The sequence below is a fragment of the Actinoallomurus sp. CA-142502 genome, from assembly GCF_050936355.1.
In the GTDB taxonomy this organism is placed as follows: Bacteria; Actinomycetota; Actinomycetes; order Streptosporangiales; family Streptosporangiaceae; genus Actinoallomurus; species Actinoallomurus iriomotensis.
On sequence record NZ_JBNJMY010000001.1, the window covers coordinates 9,139,236 to 9,158,083 of the forward strand.

The 18,848-nt window shown below is 72.8% G+C and carries 14 protein-coding genes; 5 read left to right on the forward strand and 9 right to left on the reverse strand.

The window, feature by feature from the left end; translation table 11 throughout:
- Window positions 1-84: 84 nt before the first annotated feature.
- From ACQEV1_RS42605 to ACQEV1_RS42635, 7 genes are all read right to left on the reverse strand, one after another.
- Window positions 85-1,206, reverse strand: coding sequence for a glycosyltransferase (locus tag ACQEV1_RS42605; protein ID WP_433402384.1), 1,122 nt, complete (start codon window positions 1,204-1,206; stop codon window positions 85-87).
- Entirely contained in the window at window positions 1,199-4,054 is a 2,856-nt protein-coding gene (locus ACQEV1_RS42610; protein ID WP_433402387.1) for a bifunctional glycosyltransferase/CDP-glycerol:glycerophosphate glycerophosphotransferase, read from the reverse strand. The genes ACQEV1_RS42605 and ACQEV1_RS42610 overlap by 8 nt, the downstream gene beginning before the upstream one ends.
- Before the next feature lie 194 nt (window positions 4,055-4,248).
- A complete protein-coding gene (locus ACQEV1_RS42615) occupies window positions 4,249-4,662 on the reverse strand; it encodes a BlaI/MecI/CopY family transcriptional regulator (protein WP_285633852.1) in 414 nt (137 codons plus the stop codon).
- A gap of 209 nt (window positions 4,663-4,871) precedes the next feature.
- Window positions 4,872-5,849, reverse strand: a complete 978-nt coding sequence (locus tag ACQEV1_RS42620; RefSeq protein WP_433402391.1) for a lysylphosphatidylglycerol synthase transmembrane domain-containing protein — start codon at window positions 5,847-5,849, stop codon at window positions 4,872-4,874.
- A 141-nt stretch (window positions 5,850-5,990) separates the two neighbouring features.
- On the reverse strand, window positions 5,991-7,253 hold the full coding sequence (locus ACQEV1_RS42625) for a cytochrome P450 (RefSeq protein ID WP_433402393.1): 1,263 nt from the start codon (window positions 7,251-7,253) through the stop codon (window positions 5,991-5,993).
- A 28-nt stretch (window positions 7,254-7,281) separates the two neighbouring features.
- Window positions 7,282-8,670, reverse strand: a complete 1,389-nt coding sequence (locus ACQEV1_RS42630; protein ID WP_433402396.1) for an FAD-dependent oxidoreductase — start codon at window positions 8,668-8,670, stop codon at window positions 7,282-7,284.
- A gap of 41 nt (window positions 8,671-8,711) precedes the next feature.
- Entirely contained in the window at window positions 8,712-9,563 is an 852-nt protein-coding gene (locus ACQEV1_RS42635; protein WP_433402399.1) for an SAM-dependent methyltransferase, read from the reverse strand.
- Between the two features lie 245 nt (window positions 9,564-9,808).
- Here ACQEV1_RS42635 and ACQEV1_RS42640 point away from each other — a divergent pair, with 245 nt between their 5' ends.
- The 3 genes from ACQEV1_RS42640 (at window position 9,809) to ACQEV1_RS42650 (ending at window position 13,332) form a co-directional block, all read left to right on the forward strand.
- Entirely contained in the window at window positions 9,809-12,229 is a 2,421-nt protein-coding gene (locus ACQEV1_RS42640; RefSeq protein ID WP_433402402.1) for an ATP-binding protein, read from the forward strand.
- A gap of 99 nt (window positions 12,230-12,328) precedes the next feature.
- Window positions 12,329-12,688, forward strand: a complete 360-nt coding sequence (locus ACQEV1_RS42645; RefSeq protein WP_433402405.1) for an STAS domain-containing protein — start codon at window positions 12,329-12,331, stop codon at window positions 12,686-12,688.
- Between the two features lie 29 nt (window positions 12,689-12,717).
- Window positions 12,718-13,332, forward strand: coding sequence for an Rv1733c family protein (locus ACQEV1_RS42650; RefSeq protein WP_433402407.1), 615 nt, complete (start codon window positions 12,718-12,720; stop codon window positions 13,330-13,332).
- Between the two features lie 14 nt (window positions 13,333-13,346).
- Here ACQEV1_RS42650 and ACQEV1_RS42655 read toward each other — a convergent pair whose 3' ends face one another.
- Window positions 13,347-14,555, reverse strand: a complete 1,209-nt coding sequence (locus ACQEV1_RS42655; protein WP_433402409.1) for an FAD-dependent monooxygenase — start codon at window positions 14,553-14,555, stop codon at window positions 13,347-13,349.
- Between the two features lie 168 nt (window positions 14,556-14,723).
- On the opposite strand from ACQEV1_RS42655, the gene ACQEV1_RS42660 reads away from it, so the two are divergent.
- A complete protein-coding gene (locus ACQEV1_RS42660; protein ID WP_433402412.1) occupies window positions 14,724-15,671 on the forward strand; it encodes a TetR/AcrR family transcriptional regulator C-terminal domain-containing protein in 948 nt (315 codons plus the stop codon).
- Window positions 15,672-15,683: 12 nt separating this feature from the next.
- On the opposite strand, the gene ACQEV1_RS42665 is transcribed toward ACQEV1_RS42660, so the two are convergent.
- Window positions 15,684-15,899, reverse strand: coding sequence for a hypothetical protein (locus tag ACQEV1_RS42665; RefSeq protein WP_285573244.1), 216 nt, complete (start codon window positions 15,897-15,899; stop codon window positions 15,684-15,686).
- A 155-nt stretch (window positions 15,900-16,054) separates the two neighbouring features.
- Between ACQEV1_RS42665 and ACQEV1_RS42670 the strand changes: the two genes are divergently transcribed.
- Entirely contained in the window at window positions 16,055-18,847 is a 2,793-nt protein-coding gene (locus tag ACQEV1_RS42670) for an ABC transporter substrate-binding protein (RefSeq protein WP_433402416.1), read from the forward strand.
- The last annotated feature ends 1 nt before the right edge of the window (window position 18,848 follow it).

Genomic DNA, 18,848 nt, shown 5'->3' on the forward strand with positions numbered 1-18,848 from the left:
ACGGCGGCAGTATGAAGCAATTTTTGGCGCCTCATGAGGCGCACTTATCTGCTATAAAGTGAAACTGGGGGGAGCGGCCGAGATTCAGCCGGTCCGGCCGTCCACGAGCGCGAAGGCCCGTTCCCAGCGGTCGACGATCGTGTCGGGGGCATACCTGCGGACCGAGACGCGCGCCGCGTCTCCCAGCGTGTCACGGAGTCGCCGGTCGTCCATCAACCGCTCCAGGGCGGCGGCGAACTCCATCACGTTCCCCGGCGTCACGACCAGCCCGTCCCGCCCGTCGGTGAGCAGCTCCCGCACGCCCGGCGCGCAGTCGAAGGCGACCGTGGGCAGCCCGTACGCCATCGCCTCGATGATCGACATGGGGAAGCCCTCCTCCCGTGAGGAGAGCGCGAAGATCGAGGCGCCGGTCAGCGCGCTCTCCAGGTCGGAGGTCGAGCCGGGGAACTCCACACTGGCGTCCAGGCCGAGCGCGGCCGCGCCGCGCCGCAGCGCGTCCTCCTCGGGGCCCGTCCCGTACAGGCGCAACCGCCAGGACGGGTGGCGCGCGGCCACCTCCGCCCAGGCCTCGAGCAGCATGTCCTGCCCCTTCTCGAAGGACAGCCGCCCGAGCCGTACGACCACCGGCTCGGTGCGCGGGGACGGCGACGCCGGTTCGACGTGGAGCGGGTTGGGCATGGCGGCGGCCCCCGACATGTCGTCGAACGCCCAGGCGTCCGCGTCGGCGCGGGTGAGCGCGAGGAACAGGTCCGCCCCGGCGAAGTGGCGTTTCACCCGCCGGTACCGCGACGACCGCCGCGTCGCCGCGTACGACTCATGGCTCATGCCGATGACCGGCATCCCCGCGGTGTCGGCACGCGCGACCCATTCCATCGCCCAGACCTGCGCCGCGATGACGACGCCGCCTGGCCGGGCGGTGCGCAGCAGCGCGCTCAGACGCGCGGCGCCCTGGCGGACCGTGGCCCGGTGGGCGAGCCGGGACACCGGCCCGCGGCGCGGCCCCGGCCGGCGTTCGTGCAGAACGGTGACGGTGTACCGCGGGTCCCGGCCGTAGTCGTGGGACCGCTCCGCGTGCGTCACGCCGACGAGGTGGACGCGGTGGCCGCGGTCGGCGAACAGGTGGGCGATGTGGTGCGCCCACCGCTGGAGGCCGCCGAGCTCCTCGACGTTGTTGCAGACGATGAAGATGTCGCGGGACTCAGTCACGGCCGCCTCCGGTGAAGAAACGCTCGACGATGGCCTTGGCCGCGGTGCCGGTGTCGTACTCGCCGAAGCGCTCGGTGAACAGCCGGCGCCGGTCGGCGTGGTCCCGGTGCACGTGGTCGAGGTCGGCCAGCGCGGCGAACAGCCCGTCCTCGTCGGCGACGATCGGCCCCGGTGCGTGAGCGGCCAGGTCGAAGTACGCGCCGCGCCGCAGGGCGTAGTCGTCGCCGTCGGGCGTGTAGAAGATCATCGGGCGGTCGCGGAGCGCGTAGTCGAACATGACCGACGAATAGTCGGTGACCAGCGCGTCGGCGAGCAGCAGCAGCGGCGTGACGTCGTGGACTCCGCCGACGTCGACGACGGTGCCGCGCAGGCCGGGCGGCACCACCGCCGTGCTCAGGTAGTGCGCGCGGATGAGGAGCACGTGCGAGTCGCCGAGTTCGCGCGCGAAGCGTTCGAGGTCGAACGGCGGCTCGAACCGTGCGACCGGCCGCCCCTCCTCGTCGGCACGGAACGTCGGCGCGTACAGCACGACCGTACGGGCGTCACCGTCGAGCCCCAGGCGGCGGCGCAGCTCGGCAAGTTCCTCCGGGTCGCCGCCGCTCACGAGCGGATCGTTGCGCGGGTACCCGGCCCGCAGGGGCGGTGCGGTCACGCCGAGGCCTCCGGCCAGCGTCCGCACGTCGTGCTCGGACCGTACGACGAAGTGGTCGAACCGGCCGGCCATGGTGCGCCGCCGTACGTGCTCGGCTCTGGTGCCCTGCTTGACGGACGGCTCGTCGAAGCCCATGCGTTTGTACGCCGAGCCGTGCCAGGTCTGGATGTAGGTGGTCTGACGGCGCTTGGTGAGCCCGGCGGGGAAACCCTGGTTGTCGACCCAGAACTCGGCGCGGGCCAGCGCGCGGTAGTACGCCCACGACCCGCGCTTGACCAGGACGGCGTCCTTGGGGAAGCCCCGCCTGCTCTGGTCGTAGGACCAGATCGCGCGGTACGACGTACCGCGCCGGCGCAGTTCGAGGTGAACGTACTTCGGGTTGTCGGAGTACTGGGCTCCGAGGTGGCTCTCGAAGACGACGGTGCCCTTCCTGACCGGCAGCCGCACGAGCACGCGGTTGAACACGGCGATCTTCGTCGCGCGGCCGGTGAGCCGCCTGCGCAGCGCCTTCTCGGCGCGTATGAGGCTCCGCCAGAACCGCACTCCCAGTCCGGTGCGGGCGACGTCACGGATCAGCGGCAGGACGGCGCGGGCGGGAAGGCGGCGTCCGACGATGCGGAACGCCAGTTCTCCGGAGTCGGCGACGTACGCCTCCAGACGGTCACCGACGATCCGGGTCAGCCGGGGCCGTACCGGCACCTCGACGCCCTTGTGGGCGGTGCCGGTCGAGGTCAGGCGGACCACGACGGTCTCCTCACCGACGTCGACGCACAGCCAGAGCCCCCAGGTCTGGTCCACCAGCCCGATCGGCCGGATCCGGCGGACCGGCGCGAACCTCGCCTGCCAGCCGATCCGGTCGCCCTCGTGGCGCAACGTCACCGGAACGCGGAACGCTCGGCCCTTCCTGCGGCGGTCCCGGATCTCCAGCCTGCCGGTGAGCTCCGTGGCGGCGCCGATCCGCCCCAGAGGATTGATGAAGTCGCCCGCGAGGGACAGCTCGTGCCCCTTCGTCCTCATGGCCGTCAGCCGGCCGCCGAGCCGGAGCTGCTCGAGCGGCACGGAGTGGATGCCCAGGTCGGTGACGTCGAGGATGCGACGGCCCGGCGCGGTGTCGAGGAATGCCTCGGACCAGTAGATCAGACCGTCGCGTTCGACCGGCGCGATCGACAGCGTCGGGGGCACGTCCCTCCTCGGCGCGCGGTCCGCGGCCGCGATCGCCCCGTCCAGGTCGCCCTGCCCGACGAGGAAGCCGGCGATCGCGGCCATCGGGTTGCACTCCTCGAACACCGCGGTGTCCATCGTCGCCAGGTATCCCTGGGCGAGTTCGAGGAAGGCCTCGCGGTAATCCGGGTCGCGGCTGCGGAGCTCGCGCAGGTAGAGCAGCAGGTCGTGGTTGACGAACTTGACGTTCTTGTGCTTGGCGAGCTCCTCGGCGCCACGGATCCGGAAGGTGGCGTCGATCCGCCGGTGGATCTCCAGCCGGTCGGCGAAGTTGCGCAGTTCGGCGCGGCGGTGCGTGATCGACAGCGTCTCTCCGCGCGGGACGATGAGCCAGTTGTAGACCCGGTGCGGGATGATCGCGATCTTTCGCGCGCTGACGTAGGCCTGCGCGCTGAACAGCAGGTCCTCGTAATGCAGGCGGTCGACGAACAGCAGCCCCTCGCGTTCGAGGAAGTCGCGCCGGTAGCACTTGTTGGTCGAGAGGGTGTCGTACAGCAGGTCGGGTTCGTCCAGGATGTTCGTCACGACGCGCGACTCGCGGTAGAGCGACGGGTACCAGTTCTGCTCGCGCTCCGGCAGCACCCGGACGCAGCGGCCGGAGACCAGTTCGGCCCCGGTCTCCTCGGCGGCGCTCACGAGGTTCCGGCACGCGTGCGGATCGAGGGTGTCGTCGCTGTCGAGGAACATCACGTAGCGGCCGCGCGCCTGCTCCATCCCGGCGTTGCGGGGGCGTCCGCACCCGCCGGAGTTCTCGGGCAGAGTGATCACGCGGACGCGGTCCGGCCGCCCGGCGGCGAGCCGCGCCGCCACTCGTGGGGTCGCGTCCGTGCTGGCGTCGTCGACGATGACGACCTCCACGCCCGCCAGAGACTGCGCCAGCACCGAGCGGACCGCGCGGGCCAGGCGCCCCGCGTCGTTATAGACGATCACGATGACCGTGACGTCGGGTTCTCTTACCGGAAGGCTCACACTCATCGCCCTGACCGTGAGGAGATATCTACTATTTCGGTAGTACGACCGCGACAGTAGGAGGGCGTGGGTTACCGGAAGGCAAAGGTGTGCTTACCTATGCGGGAGCACGCGTCGGCGCGACGACGATGAGGGATACGCGCACACACCGGACCCGCCCGGCGGCGAACCGGGCGTCGATCAGGCCGAGGGGCCGCCCCTCAGGCGTCCTCGCCGCCGCGCAGCAGCCGCTGCAGAAGCGCCTCGTCCTCCGGGCTCAGCGACGACACGAACCTCGCCAGCACTCCCGCGTGGTCGTGGCGGCGACTCAGCAGATCGGTCATCGCCCGCGCGGTGTGGGAGGCCTCGTCGACGGTGGGGAGGTAGGAGTACCCCTTCTTCACCGGGCGGCGAGACACCAGCCCTTTTCGGTGCATACGCGCCAGAGTGGACATCACCGTCGTGTAGGCGAGCCGGTCGTCCAGCCGGTCCCGCACCTCGGCGGGCGTCATCGCCCGCCCGGCCGTCCAGAGCACGGCCAGCACCTCGTCCTCGAGCATCCCGGGCTGACGCCTGGCGCCACCGCCGGAGGACCGCCCGACGGAGGGCTCGCGCGCAGGGGACTCGGCACTCATTCCGCCGAGCGTACTCTCCGGTAGTACTACCGCGATAGTGAACCCGCTCGCCGCAGCTCAGCGCCGCATTCGCCATATTCGCCGCACCTGCCGACCACCACGATGACGCGGCGCAGGCGACGCCGCACAGGTGGGGCCGATACATCTGACTGAAGGACGAGGACATCGACCGCGCGCTCCGGGTCGAAGCCCTCGGACGGATCACGGCATCAGATGACGCGGCGGCGCAGCAGCACGGCGAAGGTGCACGCGGCGGGTGGCAGCGGCAGCCAGACCGTGATCATCCGATAGCCGAGGACGGTCGCGACGGCGGCCGTCGAGGAGACGCCCGCGGCGACGAGTCCCGCGACCAGGGCCACGTCCAGGCCTCCGATGGCGCCGGGCGACGGGACCACCGCCGTCAGCGAGGACATGCCGAGGTAGACGACCAGCACCGTCCCGGCGCCGATCGATGCCTGGAGGCCGCGCAGCAGCGAGAACAGGATGAGCGCGTGGAAGAGCGGCAGAGTCAGCGAGCCGAGCCAGAGCGCGGCGGCCCGGCCCGGATGGCGCAGGACCTCGCCCAGCTCGCGCATCTCCCGTACGAGCCGCCGCGCCGCCGAGGCCACCCGTCGAGCGCGTCGCCGCAGCCGCCGCCTCGATCCGCGCAGCGCGACCAGGGCCCCGGCCGACAGCACGGCCGCTCCGACGGCCGCGAACGCGACCGGCCCATGTGACGACGGCGGGACGATGGTCCGTACGTCCGGCCGCGGCAGGTGGACGCCCACGCGGACCAGCGTCGACGGGGCGACCGCGACGGCGGCCGCCAGCAGCACGACGTGGGTGATCCCGGTGGCCAGGGAGTTCAGTCCCACCGCGCCCACGGCGGCGCCGCGGCTGATCCCCTGTCGCTGCAGGAAACGCACGTTGACCGCCATCGCCCCCGAGCCGGCGGGCAGCAGGTGGTTGGCGAAGGACGCCGCGAACTGGACGGCGAGCACCCGCCCGAGCGGCGGGCGCACCGGGATGGTGCCGAGCAGCGACACCGCGCCGGCGAGCCACATCGCCACGGTGGCGAGCACCGCGAGTACGAGCCACTCCCCGTCCGCCCCGGCCAGGCTGTCCCCGCCGGCGTCGACGGCCGTACGATGCGCGACGCCCAGGACGACCACCGCCAGTGCGGCGCCGGCGCCCAGCAGCACTTTCACGGCGGGCCGCCGGAGAGGCTCCCCGGCCCGCACGCCATCGGGATCCGCGGACCGCCGGGACCGTCGCCTCACACCAGCCCCAATCCGCTCAAACCGATCAACTACCGCGATAGTACTTGCAGTCCGGCAGGAGGTTCGTGCTCAGCCGAGGTTCCGCGGTACGCCGTAGCGGTGCCGGCCGGCGGCGGCCGGGGTGAAACGTACGGGCAGCGCGGTCAGGGCGCGGTTGAACGGGCCGGGCCGCCAGGTCGCCTCGCCGCGCGGGAACGCCAGCCTCAGACCGGGCAGGCCGTCGAGCAGCTTCTCGATGGCGACCGTCGCGATGAGGAGCGCCGGCCGCTTCGCCGGGCAGCCGTGCGGGCCCGCACCCCAGGCGAGGTGCGCCCGGTTGCCGACGCGTGATCCCGCCGTGGTGTACGGGTCGGTGTTCGCGGCGGAGTAACCGATCACCACCGGCTGGTGCGCGGGCAGGATCGTCCCGCGGAACTCCACGTCGTGCCGGGGATAGGTGAAGCCGAAGTTCGCGATCGGCGGGTCGGTCCACAGCAGTTCGTCCAGCGCGTCCTCGATGAGCAGGTTGCCGCCCCAGACGTCGCCGGCCACCTCCTCGCTGGCCAGCAGCAGGTGGACGCCGTTGGCGATGAGGTTCTGCTGCGGTTCGGCCCCGGCGCCCATGAGGAGGAGCACCTGGTGCAGCGCCTCCTCGTCGGACAGCCCCGCCGGGTCCGCCAGGATCTGGGAGGTCAGATCCTGGCCCGGCCGGCGCCGTTTCAGCGCGATCAGCTCGGCGACGCCCCGGCTGAGCTCGGCGTTGGCCTTCTCCGCGTCGACGCCGTCGAAGATGCCCTTGTACCCGCGGGCCAGCCGCTCGCTGAGGGCGGGCGGGCAGCCGAGGAGCCGGTTGAAGAGCAGCAGCGGCAGGGGCCGGGCGAACTGGGCCAGCAGGTCGGCCTCACCCGCGGCGGCGAACCCGGCGATGAGCTCCTCGGCGATGTCGCCCACCTGCTCACGCAGCGAGGACGGGTCGATGAGATCCAGCGCGTGGGTGACCGCCTGCCGCAGCCGCGTGTGCACCGGGTCGTCCGTGTACATGCAGTTCGGCCGGTACATCATCAGCGGCAGCACCGGGCAGTCCGGCGGGATGTGCCGCTGCCACTGGCGCGGGTCCTTGGGGAAGGTCACCGGATCGCGCAGCACCTCGAGCGCGGCCTCGTAACCGATGATGAGGGTCGCCGGCACGCCGGGCGCCAGTTCGACCGGCACGGCCTCGCCGTACTCCCGCATCCGCGCGTAGGCCCACGCGGGGTCCGAGGCGAAGGCCTGGTCGTACAGCCGTACCCGCTCGAGCTGCTCGGCGGGCGCGGGCGGCGGAGCATGGCCGGCTCGGCGGGGCGCGGTGTCCATGGTGGTTCCTTCGATCTGATCGGCGAGGTCAGTGTGCGGCCGGGGTCCGCGCCCGGGTGGCGCGTACGGCGCGGAGCAGCAGACCGGGCCGGATGAGGGTGTTCGGGTGCGCCCGCATGTGCGTGACCTGGAGGAAGCGGTGGTTGATGTCCGCGTCGGTCACCGAGGCCCTCAGGATCAGGTCGCTGAGGCGGTGCGCGACCCGGAAGCCGCGCGGGTACGGGCCGTCGACGTGCGGCAGCCCGAGGTCGTTGGTCGTCGAGGTCTGCCAGGCGGCGTCGACGACGATCCGCACCAGGTCGAAGTAGCCACGGGCCGGCGCCGAGATCGTGGGTCCCGACCGCAGGTAGGCCGACAGGCAGGAGGCGTGCAGCGCGGCCGAGGACATGCCCTGGCCGTACACGGGGTTGAACGAGGCGACCGCGTCGCCCACGGCCACGAGCCCGGCCGGCAGCCGCCGCGACGCGTGGAAGTCGCGGCGCCGGGAGTCGGCCTGCCGGTAGGTCGCGACCGGACCGATCATCGGGCATCTCTCGGCCACGCTCGAGAAGATCTCCGGGAGCCGCCGGCAGCGCGCGCGGAAGTCCTCCGGGTCCCGTGTCGGGTGGTCGTCGGCGAATCCGGACAGCAGCATCGACCAGCGGCCGTCCTCCACCGCGGTCAGCACGCTGACCCCCGGGCGCTGCCCTGAGCCCGGCAGGACGACCGCCTGGACGGTGGAGGCGCCGGGCCGGGAGTCGTCGCGCCGGAACTGCGCGGTGGCGTAGCCGAGGTCGATGCCGACCCGCCGCATCGGCGGCCGGGACCAGCCGGCCTGTTCCAGCCAGTCGCCGAGCCGGCTGGAGCGGCCCATCGCGTCGACGACGAGGTCGGCCGGCAGGTCCGTGACCCGGTCGGCCGGATCGCCGTCGGCGGTGTACCGCACGCCGGTGACCCGGTCCCCGCTGAATGTCAGCCCACGGGCCCGTGCCGCGACGAGCCGGACGTTGCGGAGGGCGAGGGCACGGGCGCGTACGCGGCTCTCCAGGAACGGCCGGCCGGCGCTGAGGATGTCGCCGTCCGCCGGCACCTTGAGGTTGCCGTCGACGTACATGCGGATGGCGTCGCTCTTCGACAGCACCGCGCCGTCGGCGAGCATGCTGTGGGAGAACCCGGGGAACCAGCGGTCCAGCTGCACCCGCCCGCCGTCCAGCAGGACGTGCACCTGCGTGCTCTGCGGCACCCCGGGCCTGGTCCGGCCCGGGTCCTGGTCGTCGCGTTCCAGGATGATCACTTCGGCGGCGTGGTCGCTGAGGACGCGTGCCGCGAGCAGCCCGGCGATGCTGCCGCCCAGCACGACGGCGCGTCGCAGCAGGACCCTGGTGTCGGCCGGCGGCCGTGCGGCTCCCAGTTCGCGGAAACGGCGGACCGGTCTCATAGGCGTTCGTTCTCCGATGTGTGGCTGGTCGTGGTGCGAGGTCAGGCTGAGGGGGCGTCCGGCTTGCGGGCGACACCGCCGAGCTGCCAGACGCGTTCGGCCACCCGGTGCGGCACGGCGAGGTCCGGCCGCCAGGACGGCAGCCAGGTCAGACCGGGTTCGGCGAGGGAGAAGTCGCCGAAGAAGCCGGTGATGCGCTCGCGCTCGCGCGCCGTGGCCGAGGACACGATGGACCGGTAGACGTCCATGACGCGTCCGACCTGCCCCGGGCGCGCCTCCGGGCACGCGTGGGAGATGACGAGGTGGCTGCCGGGGGCCAGTGCGTCACGGATCGTCCGCACGATCTCCTCCGGGCGGTCGGCGTCGGAGAGGAACTGCAGGACCGGGGTGAGCAGCACCGCGACCGGCTCGTCCAGATCGATGAGCCGGGTGAACTCCGGGTGGCCCAGGATCCCGGCCGGGTCGCGCAGATCGGCGCCCACGACCCGGACGCGGTCGTTCTCGGCGAGCATCGCCTGACCGTGGGCCACGACGATCGGATCGTTGTCCACATAGAGCACGCGGGCGCCCGCGTCGTCGCGCTGGGCGATGTGGTGGGCGTTCTCGGCGGCCGGCAGGCCGAACCCGATGTCGACGAACTGGGTGACGCCGCACTCACGGACCAGGTACTGGACGGCCCGGCGGGCGAACCGGCGGTTCTCGACGATGACCTGCCGGATCCGCGGGTCGGCGGCGAGCGCCGCCGCCGCTCGTTCGCGGTCGACGCGGAAGTTGTCCTTGCCGCCCAGCAGGCAGTCCACGACGCGGGCGATCGATGGGGCCGCCCACGTCACCGCGGGCCGGGGGGCGCGGATCGGCCCGTCGGCACGCCGGAGCGGTGTCTCACCGCTCATGGGCGGCAGGTGGTCGCGGACGGTGCCGCCGGAACGTGATGCACCCGGGAATGGTGTCGCCGCACGGGTCCACGGGGCATCCGTCGATGTACGGAGTCCGGTACGTAATCCCCCATACCGGGGTCTCCCGCCGACGGTGAAACGGATTGCCGACTCGGCCACGGGACGGCGGCGGAATCACTACCATTCAGGTGATCATGTGACGTACGCACACCCGCGGCGGGGCGCGAAGACGGGCGGATCGAGTGACGGAACGCACGGCGGACGGCTGGCGCGACGGCTACGTCCCGGCCGAGCTCAACGGCTTCGTCGGCCGCCGGGAGCTGCTCTCTTCGGCGAAGGCGCGCCTGTCCGACCCGCGCGTCCGGCTGCTGTCCCTGACCGGCGCCGGCGGTACGGGCAAGACCCGGCTCGCGATGCGGCTGGCGAACGACGCCCGCCGCGCCCACCCCGACGGCGTGTGGTGGGTCGACCTCGCCTCCCACACCGACCCGGCCTCGGTCGGACGGGTCATGCTGGACGCGCTGCCCGTCGACGACGTGTCGGCCCGGGAGCCCGGAGACGTCCTGGTCGCGGCGCTGAGCAGACGGGCGGCCCTGCTCGTGCTCGACAACTGCGAGCACCTCATCGGGACCCTTGCGCCCCTCGTCGTCCGCCTCCTGCGCGGCTGCCCCGACCTGCGGATCATCGCGACCAGCAGGGTGCCGCTCCGCTGCGAGGGCGAGCATCTGGTCGACGTGCCGCCGCTGAGCGTTCCGGCCGACCCCGACCGCGCGGTGGTGACCGAGTACGAGGCCGTACGGCTGTTCGAGACTCGGGCCTCCGCCGCGCGCGCGGACTTCGCGATCACGCCGCGGAGCGCGGCCGACGTCGCGCGTCTAGTGCGGATGCTGGACGGCATCCCGCTCGCCATCGAGCTCGCGGCGCCGCTGGTGCGCGTGATGTCCGTCGCGGAGATCGTGTCGATGCTGTCGGTGTTCCGGCTGCGCACGCTGTCGGAGGGCGTGAACGCCCCGACCCGCCACCGGACCCTCTGGGACAGCTTCGAGTGGAGCTACCAGCTGTGCTCGCCGGCCGAACGGCTGCTGTGGGTCCGGCTGGCGGTGTTCGCGGGCGGCTTCACGATGGATGCCGCGATGGCCGTCGCCGCCGGCGGCGAGCTGGAGGCGGGGCAGGTGCCGATGGTCCTCGGCGAACTGGCCGCCAAGAGCATCATCGTCGCCGACACCGACTCCATCCCGACCCGGTACGCCATGCTCGCGACCGTGCGCGAGTACGGCCTGACACGCCTCGGCTCGCGCACCGGGGACCTGCCGGAGCCGGAGAGCCGGCCCGCGCCGCCGTCCGACGATGAGATCGAGGCGCACCGCCGGCTCAGCGCGCACTTCCTCGATCGCGCCGAATGGTGCAGCCGGCACTGGTACGGACCGGACGAGGCCCGGTACCTGTCGGAGGCGCGCCAGGACCTGCCGAACCACCGGGCCGTTCTCGACCGGTGCGCCGCCGCGACGACGCGGGAGGGCGCCGAGGTCGGCGCGCGGCTCGCCGTCGCGCTGACCGAGATGCGGCTGTGGTTCTTCGGCGGAACGCTCGGCGAGGGGATGCGCGCCCTGACGCGGGCCGAGGAGGCCCTGGCCGCCAACGCGGCGGCCGCCCCCCTCCGGCTGACCGCGCTCTCGCACGCGGGCTGGATCGCGCTGTGCCTGGGCGACGAAATCAGCACCGAGTCCCTGCTGCGCCGCTGCCGGGCGCTGGCATCGGAGGTGTCCGGAGCAGACGAGGCGGCGTTCGCGCTCGCCGTCCACCGCTACTTCATCGCATCGACGGCCCTGATCCTCCACGGCGACTCGACGGCGCTCCCGCTGTGGGCCGGCGTACGCGACGAGCTGGCCGCGATGAACGACACACGTGTGCTGCCCATGGCCGAGATGTTCCACGCCATCGCCGCCGCGTTCACCGCGCCCGCGCCGGACGCCTTCGCCGTCACCGAGCGGCACCTCGCCGACGCGCGCGCCCACGGCGCGCCCTGTGCGACCGCCTGGGCCGAGTGGGCCCGTGCCCTGGCCGAGCTCCGTCACGGTGACGCGGGGTCCGCCGTCGCGCTGTTCCGGTCCGCGCTGCGCTCCCAGTGGGACATCGGGGAACGCTGGGGGGCGGTCTGGTCCATGGAGTCGCTCGCGTGGTGCGCGATGGCCCGCGGCCACCACGAGGAGGCGGCCCTGCTCCTGGGCGCCGCGCGGAACATGCAGGAGACGCTCGGCGTGGCCATCCACCGGCTGCGGCCCTGGGCCGAGGCGCACTCCGCCTGCGCCGAACAGGCCCGGCTGGCGCTCGGCGAGGCGTACGACGTCACCGAGAGCTACGGCGCGGAGATGGAGCTCGGCGCCGCGGTCGACCTGGCGCTGGGCCAGCCGTCCACGCCCCGGTCCGACGCTCCGGCCCGGCGGCGGTCGGTGAACCGGCTGCTCAGCGACAAACAGCGTGCCGTGGCCGAGCTGATCGCCGAGGGGAAGACGGACAAGCAGATCGCCTCGGTGCTGTTCCTCAGCCCCCGTACCGTCCAGTCCCACGTGAGCGCCATCCTCCGCAAGCTGGGGTTCACCAGCCGGGCCGAGATCGCGGCGTGGGTGGTCGAGCAGCAGAGCGGCGCGGCTCCGCGCTCCTGACGACGACCGGGCGCACTTCGTTAAGGATCGGGGCACGGCCGTGAAGGATCCGTTCGCGCCCGTACCCCTCCGGATCGGACGCGCCTAGCGTCGCCCGTCATGGACGATCCTCGTACGGCCCGCCCCGAGGTCACGCTGGTCACGGTGACCGGGACGATCGATATCTTCACCGCGCCGCGGCTGCGCGAGTCCGTGCTCGCGCGGATCGACGTGGGCGCGGTCCATCTCCTGGTGGACCTGGAGAGGGCCGTGTTCGCCGACCCCACGGCCGCGGCCCTCCTCATCGGGTTCTGGTGGCGTGTGCGGGCCCGTGGCGGCCGGCTGTCGCTCGCCGGCGCGCCAGCGGCGATCCGGGACGTCTTCCAGGCCGGCCGCCTCTCCCCTGGCGTCACGTTCCACACGTCGGTGGAAGAAGCCCTCCGTGAGTACCGTCCGGTCGGCGTGGGCGCCGCGTCGTGACCGTGCCGGGCCGTCGTCCCCCTCGGAGGGTGTGGACGCCGAGGCCGGCCCGGGCCCGCGCGTTCTGGCGCCCGGCGGCGCGGCGGCTCGGGCTGGACCGCAACCCGATGCGGCGGCCCGCCGACCGGGCCGACACGGCGGCCGCGGTCGGGTTGGCGACGGTGTTCCTCCTCCTCGTCCCGCTGGTCGTCATGGGAGTCGGTCACCACCTGGAGACCTCCTGGCGGCGGGCGGAGCGGACGGAGACGGCCCGCCATCGCGTCACCGCGACGCTCCTACGCGACGCGGAGCCACCGGTCGGGCGGCTCGGCACGGCCGTTCCGAAGGTGCCGGTCCCGGCCCGCTGGGCGGCGCCGGACGGTTCGGCGCGGTTCGGCGACCTTCGGGTGCCCTCGGGGGAGAAGGCCGGTGGCACCGCCGCCGTCTGGATCGACGGCGAGGGCCGGTCCGTCGATCCGCCGCTGCGGCGGTCGCAGCTCGCCGGGCAGAAGGCCATCGTCTCGGGGTTCGCGCTCGCCGCGCTGTCGTTCGCCCTCATCGGCGCCCGGCAGGCGGTACGGCACGTCCTGGACCGGCGGCGGATGGCCTGCTGGGAGGAGGAGTGGTCGGCCGTCGAACCTCGCTGGACGAGGCGGCGCCACTGAGGGTCCGGTCCGTCCTACCGCACGGCGAGCGGGCGGTAGTCGGGCAGCGTGATGTTCCCCGCCTTGGCGAACTGCGCGGCGATCAGCGAGCGCATCGGCCACCGGGTCATCGAGCGCATCGACGCGGCCCGCATGCGGATGGCCAGAGCGCTGGACGGCGCGAACCCCGAGGCGCCGCCCGGGGGCAGCTTCTGCGCCTCGGTGACGTACGGGCGCATGATCTCGTCGTAGCGCGCGAACGCGGCACGGTGGTCGCCGGTCGTGGCGAGCTCGCCGGCCAGCACGTACGCGCCGACCAGGGCAAGGCTGGTGCCCAACCCGGTGAGCGGCGTCGGGCAGTGGCCGGCGTCGCCGATGAGCGCCACCCGCCCGCGCGACCAGCCGTCCAGGTGCACCTGCCCCATCGACTCGAAGAAGAAGTCGGACGCGGTCTCCATCCCCCGCAGCAGGCGCGGCACCTCCCAGCCCGTGACGCCGGCGAAGCGGCTCGCCACCAGGGCCCGCTGGGCGCCGAGGTCGCTCCGGTCGTACACGAGCGGCGGGGACCGGAAGGCGAGGGCGGCCTTGACCTCGCCGGGGAGCCGTCCCGGGCGCGCCGACGCGACGAGCCCGCCCGGCGCGTTGAACATCTTGTACCAGCCGCCGAGCTCCATGGCGTCGGTCGTCGTGAACCAGGCGTTGTAGACGTCCAGCGGGCGGACGCAGTCCGACTCGGGGGCGAAGGCGAGCGCGCGCACCACGGAGTGCGTACCGTCCGCGCCGACGACCAGGCCGAACCGGCGCGAGTGCGCCTTCTCGAACGTCACGGTGACGCCGTCGTCGTCCTGGTCGAGGTCGGTGATCGTGTCATCGAAGACGTACTCGGTGTCCGGCAGCGTCGCCTCGTACAGCACGCGCGCCAGGTCGCCGCGCAGGATCTCGATCTCGGAGATGATCCCCTCACCGCCGAAGGCGTCGACCGGCATGGTCGCCTTGACCCGGCCCTTCGCGTCGACGAGGGCCATGCCCTCCTGGTCGACGGCCACCGCGCGCGCCTGGTCCATCAGTCCCATGCGGGCGACCACCTCACGGCCCGCGCCGCGCAGGTCCACGGTCTGCCCTCCCGGGCGCGGGCCCGGGGCGCGCTCCACGACCGTGACCGTGAAGCCCGCGGCGCGTAGCCAGTACGCCAGCGCCGCTCCGGCGATACCGCCGCCGGAAACGAGTACCTCGGTGTTTCGCATGACTGGAATGTACGGTGTACATATCGCGCCTTGCAAGGCTGTGACCAGTGAACTTTCAAGTGGTGCACTAGTGCTCTAGGAGTACTCGCCGCTCGCGGAGCGACGCGGTCACGGGTGTCGGCGCAGCGTGGCGGCTAGGGTGAGTGCACTAGTGCGGAGGTGGTTCCGGTGGAACGGGGAACGTCGCGTTCGGGCCAGATCGTGGCCGAGCTGCGGCACCGGATCGTGACGGGCGAGCTGGCGCCGGGCGATCGCGTGCCCTCCACCCGGGAGATCACCCGGCGGTGGGGCGTCGCGATGGCGACCGCCACGAAGGCGCTCACGCAGCTCCGCCACGAGGGCCTGGTCCGCGCGGTGCCCGGCGTCGGCACGGTCGTGGCGACCGGCACGGGTTCCGCGCCGCGGCCCGCCGCCGCGCGGCCGGGCGGGCCGCGGCCGCGCCAGAGGCGCGGGGACGAGCAGGCGGCGTCCACGCGGATCGTCGCGGCCGCGATCGCCGTCGCCGACGCGGAGGGGCTCGCCTCGGTCTCGATGCGCCGCGTCGCCGCCGAACTCGGCATGGCGACGATGTCGCTGTACCGGTACGTCACCGACAAGGACGACCTGCTGGCGCAGATGATGGACGCGGCCTTCGCCGAGCAGCCCCTTCCCGACGAACCGCCGGAGGGCTGGCGCGACCGGCTGGAGCTCGCCGCCCGGACGCTGTGGGCGATGTTCCGCCGTCACCCCTGGCTCGCGCCCGCCCTCTCGGTGACCCGGCCGCAGCCGTTGCCCAACGCCCTCCCGTTCACCGAGTGGATGCTGGGCTCCCTGGCGGACCGGCTCGACGTGCAGACGATCCTGACCATCCACCTCACCCTGTTCAACTGGGTGCGGGCCACCGCGATCAGCATGGAGGCCGAAGCGGAGGCCGAGGCTCTCAGCGGCCTGGACGCCGAAGAGTGGATGGACGGCCAGGAACCGGCGCTGCGGGAGATCTTCGCCACCGGCCGGTTCCCGCTGTTCGAACGGCTCAACACGGAGGGGTACGACTTCGACCTCGACGGCCTCTTCGAGTTCGGCCTGCAACGCCTCCTGGACGGCCTCGCCGTCTTCGTCGGCGAGGCGCCGCGCTGACGTCGGACGCGGTCAGCGGCGCAACTCGATGACCTCGACGAGGCTCTCGACGTCGACGTGGGCGAGCGCTGCCTCCGCCGACCGGTAGTACCCCTGCCCGAGGCCCGGAGTCCCGGGGCCGAGCAGCACCCGGCGCCACGAGACGCGGATCCACTGCTGCGGGCCATGACCACGATCGAGACGGATCACCTCGACACGCCGCCCGTACCGATCGACCATGACACTCACCGGGACAGCGTACGTGACCTGCGCGAACACCGGTGACGGGCGGCTCGGGCACCGCGCCGCCCCGGGCGGGGCCGGCCAAGCGCGTAGCAGTCATACCGCCACACGGTGGACAATGGGCGTTCCCCACGCGCACCAACCGTTCACCGGAGGCGACCATGCCGGGTTCCCGACCACTACGGCCGGACGATCCGGAGCGGCTGGGCGACTACCGGCTGATCGGCCTGCTCGGTGAGGGCGGGCAGGGCGTCGTCTATCTCGGCGAGCGGCTCGACGACGGCGATGCCTCCGACGGCGAGTCCTCCGGCGACGCGTCACGGGAACGGTTCGCGATCAAGCTGCTGCGGACCCACCTGAGCGGTGACGAGCGGGCGCGGCGCTACTTCGCCCGCGAGCTCTCCGCCGCGCAGCGGATCGACCCCTCGTTCACCGCCCGGATCGTCGAGGCCGACGTCGAGGGCCGTGCCCCGTACATCGTCAGCGAGTACGTCGAGGGCCGCCCGCTGTCGGACACCGTACGGGAGCAGGGCCCGCTGGCCGGCGCCGAACTGCACGCCCTCGCGGTCGGCACGCTGCGCGCGCTCGCCGCCATCCACCAGGCCAACGTCGTGCACCGGGACTTCAAGCCGAGCAACGTGCTGCTCAGCGCCGACCGGCCCCGCGTGATCGACTTCGGCATCGCGCGGGCGCTCGACTCGACGATGTCGATGACGAGCGGCGTCGTGGGCACGCCCGCGTACATGGCGCCCGAGCAGCTGAACGGGCACCGGCTCACCCCGGCGGTGGACGTGTTCGCGTGGGGCGCGACCATGGTCTTCGCCGCGACCGGCCGGTCGCCGTTCGGCCAGGACTCGATCCCGGCGATGATGAACCGGATCCTCACCGCCGACCCGGACATCGGCGCCATCGCGAGCCCGCTGCGCGAGCTGGTCTGGTACTGCCTGTACAAGGACCCGGCGCACCGCCCCACCGTGCCCCAGCTCCTGGCCGGCCTCGAGGAGAACACCTCGGCGGCGGGCACCTTCGCGCCCACACCGACACCGCAGCCGGCCGCACTGCCCGAGCCGGCGTCACCGTGGGGCGCCGGACCCGGCCAGTGGGAGGGCGGCTGGCAGAGCCTTCCGCCCGCCGCGCCGCCGCCCACCCAGCCTCCGTGGGGTGCTCCGCCGCACGACACGACGCCGCCTCCCGGCGTGCGGAAGAACCGCCGCTGGCTGCCGGCGGTCGCCGCGTCCGCCGGCGTCGTGCTGGTGGCCGCCGCCTCGGTCGCGATCGTCCAGCTCACCCGTAAAGGTGATCACCCGTCGCCCGGGCCGACGGGCAAGGCCGGCGTCGCGGCGGCCGCCGACGCGGCGCTCACCAAGGTGGTCAACCCCTCGACCGCCAAGGGCGGGACGCTGAGGCTGACGCAGCCCTCCGACTTCGACTCGCTCGACCCCGGCGACATGTACCTCGCCGGGTCGTGGAACATCAGCCGGCTGTACGCGCGGTCGCTCCTCACCTACCGGGCCGGAGCCGGCGCCGCGGGGTTGCGCCCGGTGCCCGACCTGGCGAACGGCCCCGGCCAGCCGAGCGATGACCTGAAGACCTGGACGTACAAGCTGCGTTCCGGCGTGAAGTTCGAGGACGGCACGCCGGTCACGGCCAAGGACGTGCGGTACGCGGTCGCGCGGACGTTCGCGACGGACGTGTTCTTCCTCGGCCCGCAGTACTTCCGCGAGATGCTCGACGCCGGATCGTACGCCGGGCCGTACAAGGACAAGAACCTGGACGACTTCGACGGCGTCACCACGCCCGACGACCAGACGGTGGTCTTCCACCTGAAGAAGCCGTTCGCCGACTTCGACTACCTGGCCGCCCTCCCGCAGACGGCGCCGGTGCCGGGGACCAAGGACACCGGCGCGCAGTACAAGAACCATCCGGTGTCCACCGGGCCGTACAAGTTCGAGTCGTACTCGCCGGGGAAGTCGCTGTCGCTGGTCCGCGACCCGGCGTGGGGTTCCGACGGCATCCGCACGCAGCTGCCGGACCGGATCGAGGTCCAGTTCGGCCTGGCCGCGGACGCCGTCGACCAGCAGCTCCTGGGCGGGCAGGCCGACCTGAACCCGAGCGGCGTCGGGCTGGCCGACGCGGCGCGGGCCAAGGCGTTCACCGACCCGAGCCTGAAGAAGAACACCGACTCGCTGACCAGCGGATACCTGCGTTACATCGCGCTGTCGACCAAGGTCGCCCCGTTCGACAACGTGCACTGCCGGCGCGCCGTGCAGTACGCGGTGGACCGCACGGCGGTGCAGACCGCGGACGGCGGGCCGCAGGGCGCCGAGGTCGCGACGAACATGGCGCCGCCGGTTCTCGTGGGCCGGCAGCGGTTCGACCAGTACCCGGCGAGCGCCGACAAGGTGCGGGAGGAGCTGACGGCGTGCGGTAAGCCGTCGGGGTTCACCACCACGCTGGCGATCCGGCAGGGCCGGCCGAAGGACCTGGCGGTCGCCGGCGCGGTGCAGCAGTCGCTCAGACGGGCCGGCATCGAGGTCAAGGTCCAGCAGTACGACACCGCGCGGTTCTTCACCGACTACGCGGGCAAGCCGTCGTACGTCCATGGGCACGACATCGGCATGATCCTGTCGGTGTGGGGCCCGGACTTCCCGACCGCGACCGGTTTCTTCCCGCTGGTGGTGGACGGCCGGCAGATCCTGTCGAGCGGCAACAACAACCTGGCCGAGCTGAACGACTCGACGGTCAACGGGCTGCTCGACCAGGCGGACCAGGCCAGGGACCAGAGCACGCGCGAGGGCCTCACCGCGCGGATCGACCAGGCGGTGATGGCCACGGCCGCGATCGTGCCGCTCGTGTACGACAAGGTGGTTCTGTACCGCGGCACACGGCTGACCAACGCCGCGGTCAGCCCGGTGTACGTCGGCTACGACCTGGCCACCACCGGCGTCGGCTGAC